The organism is Amycolatopsis regifaucium (assembly GCF_001613935.1).
In the GTDB taxonomy this organism is placed as follows: Bacteria; Actinomycetota; Actinomycetes; order Mycobacteriales; family Pseudonocardiaceae; genus Amycolatopsis; species Amycolatopsis regifaucium.
This window is the reverse complement of the sequence record NZ_LQCI01000034.1, coordinates 1,156,860-1,171,722: the sequence shown is the minus strand read 5'-3', so window position 1 is coordinate 1,171,722 and position 14,863 is coordinate 1,156,860. Positions and strand designations below refer to the sequence as shown.

The 14,863-nt window shown below is 67.0% G+C and carries 17 protein-coding genes; 4 read left to right on the top strand and 13 right to left on the bottom strand.

Features of this window, described 5'->3' with window-relative positions; all coding sequences use genetic code 11:
- Nucleotides 1–6 precede the first annotated feature (6 nt).
- Nucleotides 7–1,323, top strand: a complete 1,317-nt coding sequence (locus tag AVL48_RS29575; protein WP_061990368.1) for an LCP family protein — start codon at nt 7–9, stop codon at nt 1,321–1,323.
- 10 nt (nt 1,324–1,333) lie between these two features.
- On the top strand, nt 1,334–2,041 hold the full coding sequence (locus tag AVL48_RS29570; protein WP_061990366.1) for a TIGR03089 family protein: 708 nt from the start codon (nt 1,334–1,336) through the stop codon (nt 2,039–2,041).
- Between the two features lie 62 nt (nt 2,042–2,103).
- Here AVL48_RS29570 and AVL48_RS29565 read toward each other — a convergent pair whose 3' ends face one another.
- On the bottom strand, nt 2,104–2,529 hold the full coding sequence (locus AVL48_RS29565) for a DoxX family protein (RefSeq protein ID WP_037316109.1): 426 nt from the start codon (nt 2,527–2,529) through the stop codon (nt 2,104–2,106).
- Between the two features lie 167 nt (nt 2,530–2,696).
- On the opposite strand from AVL48_RS29565, the gene AVL48_RS29560 reads away from it, so the two are divergent.
- On the top strand, nt 2,697–3,101 hold the full coding sequence (locus tag AVL48_RS29560) for a hypothetical protein (RefSeq protein ID WP_244162323.1): 405 nt from the start codon (nt 2,697–2,699) through the stop codon (nt 3,099–3,101).
- Here the strand turns inward: AVL48_RS29560 and AVL48_RS29555 are convergent.
- Together AVL48_RS29555 and AVL48_RS29550 are read right to left on the bottom strand one after the other, a co-directional pair.
- The gene (locus tag AVL48_RS29555) at nt 3,049–3,477 is read right to left on the bottom strand and encodes a hypothetical protein (RefSeq protein ID WP_061990323.1); all 429 of its coding nucleotides are present in this window, start codon (nt 3,475–3,477) and stop codon (nt 3,049–3,051) included. The two genes, AVL48_RS29560 and AVL48_RS29555, sit on opposite strands and share 53 nt — an antisense overlap.
- Before the next feature lie 220 nt (nt 3,478–3,697).
- A complete protein-coding gene (locus AVL48_RS29550) occupies nt 3,698–4,870 on the bottom strand; it encodes an acyl-CoA dehydrogenase family protein (protein ID WP_007031887.1) in 1,173 nt (390 codons plus the stop codon).
- 105 nt (nt 4,871–4,975) lie between these two features.
- On the opposite strand from AVL48_RS29550, the gene AVL48_RS29545 reads away from it, so the two are divergent.
- Nucleotides 4,976–6,625, top strand: coding sequence for a class I adenylate-forming enzyme family protein (locus tag AVL48_RS29545; protein WP_061990325.1), 1,650 nt, complete (start codon nt 4,976–4,978; stop codon nt 6,623–6,625).
- A 15-nt stretch (nt 6,626–6,640) separates the two neighbouring features.
- On the opposite strand, the gene AVL48_RS38675 is transcribed toward AVL48_RS29545, so the two are convergent.
- The 10 genes from AVL48_RS38675 to AVL48_RS29500 form a co-directional block, all read right to left on the bottom strand.
- Complete coding sequence (locus AVL48_RS38675) at nt 6,641–7,273, bottom strand: DUF3558 domain-containing protein (RefSeq protein ID WP_074038101.1); 633 nt, start codon at nt 7,271–7,273, stop codon at nt 6,641–6,643.
- The gene (locus AVL48_RS29540; RefSeq protein WP_061990329.1) at nt 7,257–7,970 is read right to left on the bottom strand and encodes a WXG100 family type VII secretion target; all 714 of its coding nucleotides are present in this window, start codon (nt 7,968–7,970) and stop codon (nt 7,257–7,259) included. The genes AVL48_RS38675 and AVL48_RS29540 overlap by 17 nt, the downstream gene beginning before the upstream one ends.
- A 2-nt stretch (nt 7,971–7,972) precedes the next feature.
- Nucleotides 7,973–8,326, bottom strand: coding sequence for a hypothetical protein (locus AVL48_RS29535; RefSeq protein WP_061990331.1), 354 nt, complete (start codon nt 8,324–8,326; stop codon nt 7,973–7,975).
- Nucleotides 8,323–8,631, bottom strand: coding sequence for a YbaB/EbfC family nucleoid-associated protein (locus tag AVL48_RS29530; protein WP_061990333.1), 309 nt, complete (start codon nt 8,629–8,631; stop codon nt 8,323–8,325). The genes AVL48_RS29535 and AVL48_RS29530 overlap by 4 nt, the downstream gene beginning before the upstream one ends.
- On the bottom strand, nt 8,628–9,023 hold the full coding sequence (locus tag AVL48_RS29525) for a YbaB/EbfC family nucleoid-associated protein (RefSeq protein ID WP_061990335.1): 396 nt from the start codon (nt 9,021–9,023) through the stop codon (nt 8,628–8,630). The genes AVL48_RS29530 and AVL48_RS29525 overlap by 4 nt, the downstream gene beginning before the upstream one ends.
- Nucleotides 9,024–9,188: 165 nt before the next feature.
- Entirely contained in the window at nt 9,189–9,686 is a 498-nt protein-coding gene (gene purE, locus AVL48_RS29520; RefSeq protein ID WP_061990336.1) for a 5-(carboxyamino)imidazole ribonucleotide mutase, read from the bottom strand.
- A gap of 187 nt (nt 9,687–9,873) precedes the next feature.
- Entirely contained in the window at nt 9,874–11,058 is a 1,185-nt protein-coding gene (locus AVL48_RS29515; protein WP_061990337.1) for a 5-(carboxyamino)imidazole ribonucleotide synthase, read from the bottom strand.
- Nucleotides 11,059–11,111: 53 nt separating this feature from the next.
- Entirely contained in the window at nt 11,112–12,317 is a 1,206-nt protein-coding gene (locus AVL48_RS29510; protein ID WP_061990338.1) for a glycosyltransferase 87 family protein, read from the bottom strand.
- Complete coding sequence (locus tag AVL48_RS29505) at nt 12,292–13,665, bottom strand: glycosyltransferase 87 family protein (protein ID WP_061990339.1); 1,374 nt, start codon at nt 13,663–13,665, stop codon at nt 12,292–12,294. Before AVL48_RS29505 ends, AVL48_RS29510 begins: the two co-directional genes overlap by 26 nt.
- 78 nt (nt 13,666–13,743) lie before the next feature.
- Nucleotides 13,744–14,616, bottom strand: a complete 873-nt coding sequence (locus AVL48_RS29500; RefSeq protein ID WP_061990344.1) for a hypothetical protein — start codon at nt 14,614–14,616, stop codon at nt 13,744–13,746.
- Between the last annotated feature and the right edge of the window lie 247 nt (nt 14,617–14,863).

Sequence of the window (14,863 nt, the reverse complement as noted above, 5' to 3'; positions counted from 1 at the left end):
ACAGCGATGGACAGCGAAGACAAGGACAGCGGCGAACGTCCGGACACTTCGGACACCGACGAGCCGAAGCCGGAAGAGGCCACCGCCTCGGACACCGAGAGTGACGAAGAGCCTCGGTTCGTCCCGACGCCGTACCCCCGGGACCCGCTCCCCCAGCCCTCCACCCCGGCCGAGGACGAAGCGGTCTCGGGCGTACTCGCCGTGCCCGAGCGCTCGCTGCGCCGCGCCGGCCGGTTCACTCGCCGGATCGCGCTCGGCCTCGTGTCGCTGCTCGCCCTCGGCACGACGGGCTACGCGTACGTCACCAAAGACCAGTTGCAGAGCAACGTCCCCACGACGAACGCCCTGAGCAAGGCGGACGATCCCGCCGCGCCGCCCGCCGACGACGGCGCGACCGACATCCTGCTGGTCGGCAGCGACGCGCGCACCGACGCGCAAGGCAACCCGCTGCCGGCGAAGATGCTCAAGCAACTGCGTACCGAGGAAAAGCCCGGCGTCAACACCGACACCATCATCATCCTGCGCATCCCGAAGACGGGCGGGAAGCCGTCCGGCGTCTCGATTCCGCGAGACACCTGGACCGACATCCCCGGCCGCGGCAAGAACAAGATCAATTCCGCGTACGGCGTCGCGAAGGCCAACTACGCGAACGGGCACCGCGGTGAGTCCGATCAGGCGAAACTCGAACGCGATTCCGACCAGGAAGGCCGCAAGGCACTGGTCCAGACCGTCCAGGACCTGACGCAGATCCGCATCGACCACTACGCCGAGGTCAACCTGCTCGGGTTCTACCTGCTGACCGAGGCGCTGGGCGGGGTCAAGGTATGCCTGAACCACGCCACCGAGGACAAGGACTCCGGCGCGAACTTCCGGCGCGGGGAACAGGTCGTCTCCGGCGGCGAGGCGCTGTCCTTCGTGCGCCAGCGGAAGAACCTGCCGCACGGCGACCTCGATCGCATCGTGCGTCAGCAGACCTTCCTGTCCTCGGCGCTCAACCAGGTGCTCTCGGCGGGCACGCTGACCAGCCCGTCGACGATGAGCGGCCTGATGGACGTCGTGCACCGGTCGATCGTCCTGGACGAAGGACTGGACCTGCTGGAGTTCGCTCAGCAGGCGAAGGGCATCGCGTCGGGCGACCTGACGTTCACCACCATTCCGGTGGTGAACGTCAACGGCCGCAGCGAGGACGGCCAGAGCATCGTCGAAATCGACCCCGCCGCCGTGCGCACCTTCGTCTCCGGCCTGGTGGGCCGGGGCGGTGGTGGCGGGGCGCCGGGGGCGGGTCCCCTGCTCGCCGCTTCGAGCGTTCCCTGCGTGAACTAGCGTTGGGGGCGTGAGCCTCACCGATCTCTTGCTGCGGCCCCTGCTCGGGTCGCCCGCGAAGCCGCTGATCACCCACTACGACGACAAGCAGGGCAGCCGGGTCGAGCTGTCCGTGGCGACCACGGTGAACTGGGCGGCCAAAACGGCGAACTGGCTGGTCGACGAGTTCGACGTCGAGCCGGGTGACGAGGTCGCCGTGGTGCTGCCGTCGCATTGGCAGACCGCCGGCGTCCTGCTGGGCGCCTGGTGGTGCGGCGCGAGGGTGGTGACGGACACCGCGGGCGCCCGGGTGGCGTTCATCGCGCCGGACGGCGTTTCCGGCGCGTCCGCGACCGCTGTCGTCTCGCTGCACCCGATGGGCCTGGGCCTGACCGCCGGTTCCGTGCCGGACGGGGCGCTGGACTACCTGACCGAGGCCAGGCTTTCGGGCGACCAGTTCAGCCCGCTGTTCCCCGTGCCCGGCGACACTCCCGCCCTCGGCTCGTCCACTGTGGACGAAGTACTCGCCGAGGCTCGTTCCCGTGCCTCTTCGGCGAGTTTGGCCGCGGACGACCGGGTTCTGTCCACTGTGGAATGGGCTGGCACGGAAGGGATCCTCGCCGGATTCCTGACGCCGCTCGCGGCCGGCGCGCATCTGGTCCAGGTCAGCAACGCCGATCCAACCAAACTCCCTTCCCGGCGCGAAGCTGAGCGGACGACCGCGGATCTCCCCTCCTGAAGTGAGATGAAGGGGCCTTTCATTGCAAATTTGCAATGAAAGGCCCCTTCATCTCACTTGGGTCAGGCGTCCTGAAGCTGCTTCGCCTCCCGTTTGCGCCCGAAGAGCACATGGTCGAGCGAGAGCTTTCCAGCGTTGAAACCGAGCGCGAGCCCGGCGACCGCAAGGACGAGGACCAGCTCGTAACCGCCCTGACCGGTCAGGCCGTTGTCGAGGTGCACCGAGAGCAGAGCACCGACGGAGACCACGACGAAGCCGAGGCCCACCAGCGGCGTCAGGAAACCGACGATGAACAAGATCGCTCCGACGATCTCCACCGCGATCGCGAAGATCGCCGCGAGCGTCGGCAGCGGGATGCCTGTCTGCTCGAAGAACTTCGCGGTGCCGTCGATCCCGTTATCCCACTTCTGCAGGCCGTGGGCGAGGAACACCACACCGACCCCGATCCGGCCCAGCAGGAGGGCGACATCCTTGAAACGAGCGAACATCGGGTATCAGCTTTCTGATCGGTGAATATTCAACTTACTCGGATCACGGTAGGGCCCCGGGCACCTCCGACGACACCTCCGGAGCGTGATCGACAGGTATCCGACAGGAAGCGCACTCGGACGGCGGCATGTCCGCCGCGGAAGGTGGCGCACGTTATGCCCGTCCGGTGGGCAGAATCGTCGACCTGGCGTTCCGCCGCGACGGCTCCGGATGGCTCTACTGGGCGAGCTGGAGCACCGAGTTCGCGGTGTCCCGCTTCACCTGGGCGACGCCAACCCCGGGCGTACTGGCCCTGAAGTTTCATCGCACCCTCGGCGGCACTTGGTCGAACGACGACGGCGTCATACGCCACCACGTCGAGTCCGACGAGAAGGAAGACTCCGTGGTCGAAACCGGCTATGCGATCGCGTCCGGCGAAGCCCCGTACGGCACCCCGGTAACCCTGCTCTCGCTGGCTCACCCGCTGACCGAGTACCTGGCGGGTTCGCGTTTCGCGTGGGTCGAGAAGCCGGAATCGCTCAGCGATCCGGCCGCCGGTGCTCCGCGGCCAGACCCGTCCAGCCCCCGCTGACGGCCAGCACCTCGAGCACTCGTTCGGCATGCTCGGCGAAACCGGCCAGATCCGCGTGCAGCAACGCGATCCGCTCGGCGTCGAGCGGGACCTCGTCGTCGGCCCACAACTCGATCACCGTGCTGACGGTGAACACGAGGAACTGGATGATGCGGATGAACTCCTCGGACGGCTCGGCCACTGCCTTGCGGTAGCCCGTCTCGATCTCGTCGCAGGCCGCGACCAGCTCACGCAACGGCCTCACCACGTCGGCCGCCGTACCGTCCCACGCGGCCGACGGCCACGCACGATCCCCGAGTTCGAGCCACAACCGCCAGCCGGCGATCAGCTCGTCCTCGTCATGCGGTGTCCACGACACCGGAGCGGACCAGAACATCCTTCGAGAGTGACAGGGTCCGTGCTTGAGCGCCGCCCCTCCGTGAACCATCTCACCGACGCCCGATCTCACACCCGCATTTCGTTTTCTAGTTGCGGTAGTTGCACACGCAAGCACCGCATTTAGTCCTCTAAATGCGAAGTCTTCGCCGCCGGAAGTACGTGAAGGCCCCCTTCACTGCGTCTAGCGCAATGAAGGGGACCTTCACGTACTTGGGGGCTTAGCCCTTGAGCAGGGCGCGCGCCATGACCATGCGCTGGATCTGGTTGGTGCCTTCGTAGATCTGGGTGATCTTCGCGTCGCGCATCATGCGCTCCACCGGGAAGTCGCGCGTGTAACCCGCGCCACCGAAGAGCTGCACGGCATCCGTCGTCACCGACATCGCGATGTCCGACGCGTATGCCTTCGCGGCCGCGGCCATGTAGCCACCGCGCTTGTCGCCGCGTTCGGTCGCCGCGGCGGAGGCGTAGACGAGGTTTCGGGCGGCCTCGATCTTGATGCCCATGTCGGCCAGCATGAACTGGACGCCCTGGAACTCCGAGATCGACTTCCCGAACTGCTTGCGCTCCTTGACGTACGCGATCGACGCGTCGAGCGCGCCCTGTGCGATGCCCAGTGCCTGCGCGCCGATGGTCGGGCGGGTGTGGTCGAGGGTGCGCAGCGCCGTCTTCAGGCCGGTGCCGGGCTCGCCGATGATGCGGTCGGCGGGGATGGTGCAGTTCTCGAAGTGGATCTCGCGGGTCGGCGAGCCCTTGATGCCGAGCTTCCGCTCCTTCGAACCGACGGTGAAGCCGGGGTCGTCCTTGTGCACGACGAACGCGGAGATGCCGTTGGCCTTCTTCTCGGCGTTGGGGTCGGTCACCGCCATCACGGTGTACCAGGACGATTCACCCGCGTTGGTGATCCAGCACTTGGTGCCGTTGAGGACCCAGTGGTCACCGTCGAGCTTCGCGCGGGTGCGCATCGACGCGGTGTCCGAGCCGGCTTCGCGCTCCGAAAGCGCGTACGACGCCGAGGTCTCACCGGAGGCGATCGACGGCAGCACCAGCTTCTTGAGGTCTTCCGACGCCGAAAGAATGATCGGCTGCGTACCCAGCTTGTTGACCGCCGGGATCAGCGACGCGGAGGCGTCGACGCGCGCGACCTCTTCGATCACGATGCAGGCGCCGATGGCGTCCGCACCCTGGCCGTCGTAGGCCTCACCGATGTGGACGGCGTTGAAACCCGACTTGACCAGCGCGTTGTACGCCTCGATCGGGTACCGCTCGTTCTCGTCGACCTCGGCCGCGTACGGCTCGATCTCCTTCTCGGCCAGGGCACGGACCGCGGCCCGCAGCTCTTCGTGCTCCTCGGCAAGCTGGTACAGACCCGGGCCGTCAGACACCTTCGTCACCTCTTCATAACGCGAATGGAAGTTCGACCGATGTTAGCGCTCGTTCACATTGTGCGACATCACGCGTGCTTGTGTCTTTGACCGCAAAGTCCGTACGTTCGGGTGATGCAGCTCACTCAGCTTCCCAGGTCGCTCGACTATCCCGAGGTCCCGGTCGGTTCGATTCTGGCCGGCGCCGCTGCTCGCTGGGGCTCCCGCACGGCCTTCGCCCACGGAGACCGGAGCCTCACCTTCGCCGAGACGTACAGCGCGGCCTGCCGGTTCGCGAACGCGCTGCGCGCCGAGGGCATCGGCCGGGGCGACGTCGTCGCGCTCCACCTGCCGAACTGCCTGGCGTACCCGGTCGCCTACTACGGCACGCTGCTCGCGGGCGCCACCTTCAGCCCGGCGAACCCCCTGCTCCCGCCGGACGATCTCGCCGCCCAGCTCGCCGACGCCGGCGCGGTCGCCGCCGTCACCGTCGGCCCTGTGGCGCGAGTGCTCGCTTCGATCCGAGACCGGACGTCGGTACGGCTGAGCATCGTCGTTCACCCGCCCGAAGCAGTCGGCGACGACGAGGTCGAGTTCACGAAGTTCTCCGCCGATCACTCCGACGAGCGACCGGACGTGGAGATCGACATCTATCGCGATCTCGCTCATCTGGCGTACACCGGCGGCACGACCGGGCGTTCGAAAGGTGTCTGTCTGCCGCACCGGAACGTGGTGGTCAACAGCCTGCAGAGTTCCTGCTGGCGGCTGGGCGCGGTCCCCGCGCTCGACGACACCGGCGAGGTGACCGTCGACCAGCTCGGCGAACCGGACGAGTGGCCGTCCCGGATCGGCACCGGGATCGCGCTCAATCTGACGCCGTGGTTCCACGCGATGGGCACCATCGCCGCGCTCAACGTCCCGCTGCTCGACGGCGGCACCGTCGTCCTGCATGACCGGTTCGACCCGGCCGCGTACGTGGCCGACGCCGAGATGCTGCGGGTCACCACCATCGGCGGCGCGCCCGCGCTGTTCGCGGCGCTGCTCGCCTGCCCGGCCTTCCACACGGCCGACCTGTCGTCGGTGCTGACCATCGGCTCCGGGGCGGCGCCGATGAACCACGGGATGATCCGCGCCCTGCAGAACCGGTTCCCCGGCGTGATCATCACCGAGGGCTACGGCCTCACCGAGGTCACCATGGGCGCTGTCATCGCGCCGTCCTACCGCTCTGCCAAGCGGAAGGTCGGCTCGGTCGGACTGCCGTTGCCGGACACCGAAATCAAGATCGTCCCCGCCGAAGGCGGTGAAGACCCCTTGCCCGCCGGCGAACGCGGCGAGGTGTGCGTCCGCGGGCCCCAGGTGATGACCGGCTATCGCAATCGCCCGGAGGAGACCGCTGCCGCGCTCGTCGACAGCTGGCTGCACACCGGCGACATCGGCATCCTCGACGAGGACGGCTATTTGTCCATAGTGGATCGCAAGAAGGACATGCTGCTGTACAAGGGGTACAACGTCTTCCCGCGCGAGCTCGAAGAGCTGCTGATCACCCTGCCCGGCGTCTCGGCGGCCGCCGTCGTCGGCAAACCGGACACCGAGGTCGGCGAACTGCCGGTCGCCTTCGTGGTCCGCTCGGACGAAAACGTCACCGCCGAGCAGCTCATGGCGGCGGTCGGCGAACGTGTCCTGCCGTACAAACGGCTGCGCGCGATCCACTTCGTCGACCAGATCCCGGTCTCGGCCGCCGGGAAGGTGCTCAAACGGGAACTGCGGAAGCAACTCGCCGAATGAGAGATGATCAGTCGCTCACGCTCTACGCAGGTTGGCGATCACGAATTCCGCAGCCTTACGCGCCCCGGCACACGAATCATTTCCCCAATACTGAGAACCATTCGGGCCGTTTACCACGTACTCGACGAGCAGCATTTCCGTATCGGTGATCCCCAGATATTGGTCACAAGCCCCCGGAAGGTACTGCGGCACATACTCGACCACAGGTATTCCGTCGATGGACAACTCGCGCCATCCCGAATATCGCTGGGGGTCGTCGTTCGTGGACTCAAACAGTTCGGCCAGGTTGTTCGGCTTGGCCACGGCTTGATATATCCCAAGAGTCGGCTTACTCGGAGCACTCCACGCACATCCGAGCATACCCTCCCTGCCCCCGCCTCTTGCCACTTTCTCCGGCGGGTCGACAATAAGCGCGGCAACCTGCTCAGTATCCAATATTCCACACGGGAAGCGGGAAAACCGAGCACTTTCCAGGGGTCTTTCAACGGGAGTGATCGGAATCGCAGGCCTGACTTGCGCGACTGTCGGTGGCCCACTCAGGAGCGGCTTCGGCTTCCCGATCCCACAACCCCCGATGAACAGTATCGCAGCGAGGATGCCGGCTTTGCGAGCGGCCCCCCGCCACCTGCCCTCACTCAGGAACAGCATCGGGCTCAATTTTCCACTGCCTCTGATCATCTATCCCCGACTTCGGAGAAATCCCCGGTATCTCGAAGAAATTCGTTGCGATCTGTTGAAATCCGACGGCTGCCCCGAAAAATCTGCCCTTTTGCTCGACTGCGGCCCCAAGCAAACCAAGAAAGTTTTCGACCAACGTGCCGAACGCCTCGACGATAGTGTCGATCACGTCACTCCACGCGATGGCGTTGAGCCCCGGAACGACCGAGGCAGCAGCCGCCAGCAGCATCTTGATGTCGATCGTCGCAAGCCGTCCGGCACAGACACCGAGAAATTCGATCGCCTTCGCGTAAGTATCGACGATGACCTGGGCGACATCCACCAGCAGACCGGACAACGCGCCGATGGCCTCCTGTTCCTTCTCCAGCACACCGGTCACTCTGGACGCATAAGCCGAGAACTGGTCCGCGGCCCGCCCTGACCAAGTACCCGCCAATGACTGGGCAGCACTTTCGAAGTCACCCCGAGCGTCCTGAATCGTCTTGTTGTTCGCGAACTGGAGCGCCATCTCTTGAATCCGAGTGGGATTACCCAAAAGCCGATCCCGGATGTCATCCAGGAGATGCAGAATGTCCGGACGACCGATAAAGGGAAGGGTGGCGAATTCACGAATTTTCGCGTCGGCTTCGTGGGGATACTCCGGCAGGGCGCTGATCGGGCCACCCATGGTCAATTCGCCTCCTTTTCGAGCTCGCGAAGTCGCTTGTAGTACTCGTCGTCCTGGGCGTCGTAGTAGTCCGCGGCCTTGTCCAACGAGCCACCCAGCGCTGTCAAACGATCGAAGTTCTTCCTGCTCTTGTCTTGTATCTCAGCGATCATCGCGGCGAACGCCTGAACCACCTGCACCCGCTCGCCGAGCATTCCGACGTCGCGTGGACCCAGAACGAGTCCCCCCAGATCATGGTCGGCGAAATCGCGGAGCAGACCAGCCGCGTGATAGACGTCCTCTGTTGTCTTGCGGAGCGATTCCGGGTAGACCTCATAGCCTGAACCGTTCGATCCGAGTGGGTCCGGGAAACTCAACTCTCCACCCTCCTGGAAGCTTCGGCGATCATCGCTTCGCGTCTGGCCACTACCGCCTTTTCCGCGTCATTGATCGCCCGCAGGACATGACCAGCGAGACTGGCACCGGTTTGCGTCACTGCCACATCCCGATCGAGGTCCACCGAAATCAACGCCCCGGAGCCGTCAACCGTGACAGTGCCGAGTCCGCCTCCGATCTTCCTGCTCAACGGCATCGCTCGGCTGCTTTCCGCGGCCCGTTCTATGGCGGCGACGTTCGCGTCGATCTCCTTGGCGAGGTTGTAGAGCCGATCGTAAGTGTTCACCGGCGACCATCCGCCTCTTCGTCGGAGAGAAAGTCCAACTCCTCGAAGCTCTCCTCATGATCGGCGTCGTCCACTACTCGCCGCTGCGAAGCCGGTTCCCGCGGTGGCGGTGGCTGCGAACCGAACAGCGCACTCAACTCGGGCACGGACGCCTCGTGCGCCGCACCACGAGCCGCTCGGACCGCCTGCACGATGCTGGGCCCGAGCTTCTGGATATGTGCTCCATCGAGCACCGAATCGGCGATTCGCAGGTCGGTCAGCTCGCCTCGGCCGGTCACGGTGGCCGTCACCGAACGATCGATGGACGCACTGGTGTGCCTGGCGGCGGCCAGCCGAGTATCCAAGTCCGCGGCCTTTTCGCGCAGAGCGCGGAGCCTGTTCGGCGCCGTCATGAGCGCATCACAAAGCAAAGCATTCGTGCTCCCCTCCTCCACCGCCGCCATTCTGACCGGCAGTGCCCGCCTGACACCCTACTGTGACGGGCTACCGGCGCAAGGAGGTTCCACGAAACCCGATGGTTCGCCGTCGAACTACCGCATTCAGAGGACTGAACGCGGTCAGCCTTCGACGCGTTTGCGCAGGGCGGCGTCCTTGTCGAGCACCAGCTGCTCCAGATCGGCCTGGAACCGGGCCATCTTCGCCTGCAGGCCCTCGTCGGAAGCGGCGAGGATCCGCACCGCGAGCAGACCGGCGTTCCGTGCCCCGCCAACGGAAACCGTCGCGACCGGGACCCCGGCCGGCATCTGCACGATCGAGAGCAGGGAGTCCATTCCGTCCAGGTACTTCAGCGGCACCGGCACGCCGATCACCGGCAGCACCGTCGCCGACGCGACCATGCCCGGCAGATGCGCGGCACCGCCGGCACCCGCGATGATCACGCGCACGCCGCGCGAAGCGGCCGACGTCGCGTAGTCGAGCATCCGCTGCGGAGTGCGGTGCGCCGAGTAGACGCCGACCTCGTATTCGACGCCGAACTCGGTCAGCGCCTGTCCGGCCGCTTCCATCGTCGGCCAGTCCGAGTCGCTGCCCATGATCACGCCCACCTGCGGCGCCATGCTCACACTCCTGGTATCTCTTGGTGAACCCGCGGCCGCGATCGACGTCGGCAGGACGCTGCCTGGTCATCCACGTCACGGACATCGCGAAGGCGTCCCGCCACCGCGATAGCGGGGCCTTCGGCCGGGGCGGTTTCACGCCTTATGGTCACATTTCCGGACATATCTCAGCTCCGCCGACCGGCGGCTAGTGAATCTCGTAGCCGTCGAGCCAGACGGCGTGGGAAAGCCAGTGCGCGGAGAGCAGCGCGCGGTCGCGCAACTCCTCCATGCGTTCGCCCACGAAATTGACGTGACCGAGTTTGCGGCCGGGGCGTTCTCCCTTGCCGTACAGGTGAACGCGGACGTCCGGGTACCGCGCGAACAGGTGATGCAGCCGTTCGTCCGGGCCCATCTCGGGTGCCTCGGGGGCGCCGAGGACGTTCGCCATCACGCAGGCGGGAGCGATCAGATCGGTCGCCCCGAGCGGATAGTCGAGCACGGCCCGCAGATGCTGCTCGAACTGCGAGGTCCGCGAGCCGTCCTGCGTCCAGTGTCCCGAGTTGTGCGGGCGCATCGCGAGTTCGTTGACCAGCAGTCCTTCGTCGGTCTCGAACAGCTCGACGGCGAGCAGCCCGGTCACGTTCAGTGTCGCGGCGATTTGCAGCGCGAGGTCCTGCGCCTGCTGCGTGCGCTCGTAGCTCAGCCCCGGCGCGGGCGCGAGTACCTCGGTGTTGATGCCGCCGGACTGCACGGTCTCCACCACCGGCCACGCCGCGCCCTGCCCGAACGGGGACCTGGCCACCAGCGCGGACAGTTCGCGCCGCATGACGACCTTTTCCTCGACCAGCAAAGGGGTTCCGGCGTCGAGGAGTTCCGTGACGGTCTCGCGCGCGTGCTGCGCGGTGTCGAGCATCCAGACGCCGCGACCGTCGTAGCCGCCCTGTGCCGCCTTCAGCACGACTGGCCAAGAATGCTTGTCACCGAAGGAGATCACATCGTCCACAGCGGACACTTCGGCGAAATCGGGGCCGGGGATCTCGAGTCCGGCCATCATCTCGCGCATGACGAGCTTGTTCTGCGCCATCGACAGCGCGGCCGGATCGGGCCGGATGGTGACGCCCTCCATCGCGAGCGTCAGCAGGTGCTCGCCGGGAACGTGCTCGTGATCGAAGGTCAGCACATCGACCCCGGCGGCGAACGAGCGCAGCGCTTCGAGATCCGTGTGGTGCCCTTGCACGACCTCGCCCGCGACGAGGCCGGCGGATTCGTTCTCCCCGGCCGCCAGCACCCGCAGGGACTGGCCGAGGGAGATCGCCGCCTGGTGGGTCATCCTGGCCAGCTGTCCGCCGCCCACCATGCCCACGATCGGAAGACCGGTTCGTTTGTCCACTGGCCGAAGTTCTCTTTTCCGCTGAGGCCACATTCAACACTGCGACGAAGAGATTACTTGGCCGCCACCGCCGCGACCTGGGCGGACCCGCGTCGCAGCTCCCGCACCGCCAGGCCTGTGATGGCCGTCGCAGCCGCGAGGACGTAGACGTTGCCGAGCAGCGACCAGCCCAGCCCCCAGCCGAACTCGGTGTTCCCGCCGTTGGGCACGAACATGATCACGCCGCTCACGAACAGCACCGCGACGCCCGCGGCCGGAACCCACGATCGGCGGATGACGAGCAGGACGAGCAGCGGCACCGTCCACACCCAGTGGTGTGACCAGGACACCGGCGAGAGCAACAGCCCGTAGAACGCCGTCACCAGCAACGCGCCGACCGGATCACCGCCGCGGTGCAAGCGCACGACCAGCCAGACGGCGGGTACGGCCAGGACGGCGGCGATCGCGATGGCCACTGTCAGCGACCACGGCGCGAGTTCCGAAGCGCGGTTCACCAGCCCGTTGAGTGACTGGTTGAAGATCCAGTGCACGGAGCCGACCCGGCCGGGGTCGGTGGCCGCTTCGGTCCAGAACCGGAAGGCGTCGCCGGGGATCACCGCGAACATCACGGCTTCGAGCGCGACGAACGTGCCGAGCGCCCGCAGCGCGTCCTTCCAGCGACCGGTGAACAGCAAATGCGGTACGAAGATCAACGGCGTCAGCTTGATCGCGGCCGAGATCCCGATCAGCACCCCTGCCCAGCGCGAACCGCGTGCCGAAAACACCAGGACGTCGAGGACGATCAACGCCATCAGGACGATATTGATCTGCCCGAGGAAGATCGTCTTCCAGACCGGCTCCAGGGCCAGCGCGCCCGCCGTTGCCAGCGGCAGAACCCACCACCGGGTGATGGGGGCGCCACCGGCGCGGGCGACGACGGAGATCACGACGCTAAGGCAGACCAGGGAGAGCGCGCCGACGACGCCCCAGGTCAACCCCGCCGGGACGATCGCGAGCGGAAGGAACAGCGGTGCCGCGGCCGGGGTGTAGGTGAACGGCAACAGCACCCACGGCGGCAGTGTCGTCAGCGCCTCGCGCGTGTAAAGCGGCTCGCCCTTCAGCAGGGTGAGCGCGCCGGCGCGGTAGACGGCGCTGTCCGCGCCGAGGTGCCATTCGCCGAGCCACGCCACGATGCCGACCACGAGCATCGCCAGGGCGAGCGCACCCGCCAGCGCGGCCCCGACGACCCGGGGCTCAGCCGCCGGTCGCGGTTTCAGCATGCTCGCCGTCGTCCCCCGCCGTGTCACGCCCGGCCGCCGTGAGCCGCTTGCGGCGCAGGTACCACCACCGCCCGGCGAGGGCGAGCGCCAGCACCAGCGGCATCAGGATGTACGCGCTGCCGAGGATGTTCTGCCAGACCTTCCAGTGCAGCTCGACGTTGCGGCCGTTCGGCAGGATCAACAGCACGCAGCTGATGAAGACGAAGAACACCGCGAAGGTCCCGAGCCAGCGTTTCCACGCGGTGGCCGGGGTGGTCTGCGGCAGACGCGAGACCAGCAGGACGACCAGCGGCACGACCCAGACCCAGTGGTGGGTCCAGGAGATCGGCGAGACCAGCAGGATCCAGAACGCCGTCACCAGCATCGCCGCGAGCGCCTGGCCCTTGCGGTGAAACCGCAGCACCAGCCAGATGGCGGGGATCGCGAGCAGCGCGCCGATCCCCATCGCCGCCTTCGACGCCCAGGGCGCGAGTTCGGTGAAGCGGTTCATCAACGCGTTCAGCGACTGGTTCCCCGCCCAGTGCACCGGACCGATGCGGCCGGTGTCGGGCAGGGTGTAGGTCCAGTACCGGGCCGCGTCGTGCGGGATGATCAGGAACATCAAGCCCTGCATCACGACGAACGTGACGAGCCCGCGGACGGCGTCCATCCGGCGACCGGTGATGAACAGATGCCCGAGGAAGACGATCGGGGTGAGTTTCACCGCGGCCGCGACGCCGACGAGCACCCCGCCCCAGCGACTGCCGCGGGCGCCGATGACCAGGATGTCGAGCATCACGAGCGCCATCAGGATCAGGTTGATCTGACCGAGGAAGATCGTGCGCCAGACCGGTTCGAGGCCGAGGAAGACCAGGAAGAACGCGATCGTGGACCGGGCGGGCGAGGCCCACCAGCGAGGGCCGTCGGCAGGCGGCTTCGGCAGCGCGCCGATGGCGATCCGGACGCACAGGGCCATCGCGAGCAGCGAGACGGCGGTCAGCAGACCCCAGGCGACCTGGGTCGGGACCAGCGCGAGCGGGATGAACAGGAGCGCGGCCGTCGGCGGATAGGTGAACGGCAGCAGCGCCCACCAGGGCTCCACCGGAAGGGTGTTGGCGTCGTACAGCGGATCGCCGTTGAGCAACGTCTCGGCGCCGGCGCGGTACACCGCGCTGTCCACGCCCAGCACCCATTCGTGCTGCCAGCCCCAGATGCCGAAACCGATCGCGACCAGCGGGATCACCGAGAGGATCAGGATCGACCTCGGCCGGACGGACAAGCGGGCGAGCGACTTTCGCAACGAGAGGCGATGCTGCGGTCGGCTCGCCGAAACGTCGCCGTTCGGATCGGCGGAAACAGTCCGGGTCACGGAAACAGGAAATCATGAACCGGGTCGTCGCTGGCCGACAGGGTCGCCCGTGACCTGGAGAACGTCTTGCGCTAGCCCTCAGGAACGGGCGAGCGAGGTGAGCAGATCGCAGGCCGCGTCGTACGACGGCGGGAGCCGGACCGCCGAAATCCGCGGACGGCCGGTATCGCGTAGCTGCACGTCCACCGAAAGCCGCTCGTTGAGCGCCCTTCGGAGCGCGACGCCGGACGAAGCGAGCCTCACGTCCTTCGACACCAGCGCACCCGCGACCGACGGCCCGAGCGAGGCGACGCTCTCCCCTCCGTCGAACACCTGCTTCAGCGCCTCCGCCACCAGGATCATCGCGGTCAGCCGCGGCCAGCCCGCGACGGAGCTGAAGTCCATCGCGACCACCAGCAGCGTGTGCGCCTCCGAGACCGGCCGCTCGTCGCGACGGGCCTGGCGGTACAGCTCACTCAACCGCGTCCTCAGGTACGCGGCGGTGGGCAGCCCGGTGAGCGGTTCGGTGACTTCGGTGTTCACGAGCTGATCGGTCGCCACGTCCGCCCACGCCAACGCCGTCACCCGGAGTAACCGGGACGGGGTGGCGTCGACATCCGGTGCGAGGAAACCGTCCACCGCGTCCGGGTCGGCCAGCACCGCGTGCAACGCCGCGAGATCCGCGAGCGTCTCCGCCAGCCCGGCACCCGCCGCGGCGCGTGCCCGGCCCAGTCCCGCGAGCGCGGTCTCCGCCACCTCGGCGGTGACCGCCCGGCCGTTCTTGATCATCGCCGCGCAGACGGCGTCGACCTCCGGGAGGCCCCAGTCACTGGGGAAACGCCAGCCCGAGGCCAGGCTCGCCGTCCGCCAGCGAGCCCGCAGGGCACGGAGAGAGCGATCTCGTTCGAACCGGTTCCAGGCGGCTTGCCCGTCGGGTCCCCCGGACGGCGCACCGGTCGCCGGTACGTCCACTGGCCACCGCCCCTTCCGTCCTGATCTTTTCGATCTTGCGATCGCTTCACGGTGGGGACGCCGGTCCATGGCGGGCGTGACGGCGTTTTCCAAGGATCTTTCCGAACTCTTCGGTAACCCGCCACGGGTGAAGCTGTTGCGCCCTCCGGGTCATCGGCGGGACCGCGAGGTGACGTACGTCGCCCGGTCCGTCACACTGGGCCTGTTCGGGCGTCAAGACGAGTAGAACCCGCCCAACCAGCAGCTG

What these genes read in the sequence shown, in the direction of transcription:
- AVL48_RS29575 (WP_061990368.1), top strand. Translation starts at nt 7, where the DNA reads ATGGACAGCGAAGACAAGGACAGCGGCGAACGTCCGGACACTTCGGAC.
- AVL48_RS29565 (WP_037316109.1), bottom strand. Translation starts at nt 2,529, where the DNA reads ATGTTCGCTCGTTTCAAGGATGTCGCCCTCCTGCTGGGCCGGATCGGG.
- AVL48_RS29555 (WP_061990323.1), bottom strand. Translation starts at nt 3,477, where the DNA reads ATGTTCTGGTCCGCTCCGGTGTCGTGGACACCGCATGACGAGGACGAG.
- AVL48_RS29545 (WP_061990325.1), top strand. Translation starts at nt 4,976, where the DNA reads ATGCAGCTCACTCAGCTTCCCAGGTCGCTCGACTATCCCGAGGTCCCG.
- AVL48_RS38675 (WP_074038101.1), bottom strand. Translation starts at nt 7,273, where the DNA reads ATGCTGTTCCTGAGTGAGGGCAGGTGGCGGGGGGCCGCTCGCAAAGCC.
- AVL48_RS29540 (WP_061990329.1), bottom strand. Translation starts at nt 7,970, where the DNA reads ATGGGTGGCCCGATCAGCGCCCTGCCGGAGTATCCCCACGAAGCCGAC.
- AVL48_RS29525 (WP_061990335.1), bottom strand. Translation starts at nt 9,023, where the DNA reads ATGACGGCGCCGAACAGGCTCCGCGCTCTGCGCGAAAAGGCCGCGGAC.
- purE (WP_061990336.1), bottom strand. Translation starts at nt 9,686, where the DNA reads ATGGCGCCGCAGGTGGGCGTGATCATGGGCAGCGACTCGGACTGGCCG.
- AVL48_RS29510 (WP_061990338.1), bottom strand. Translation starts at nt 12,317, where the DNA reads ATGCTGAAACCGCGACCGGCGGCTGAGCCCCGGGTCGTCGGGGCCGCG.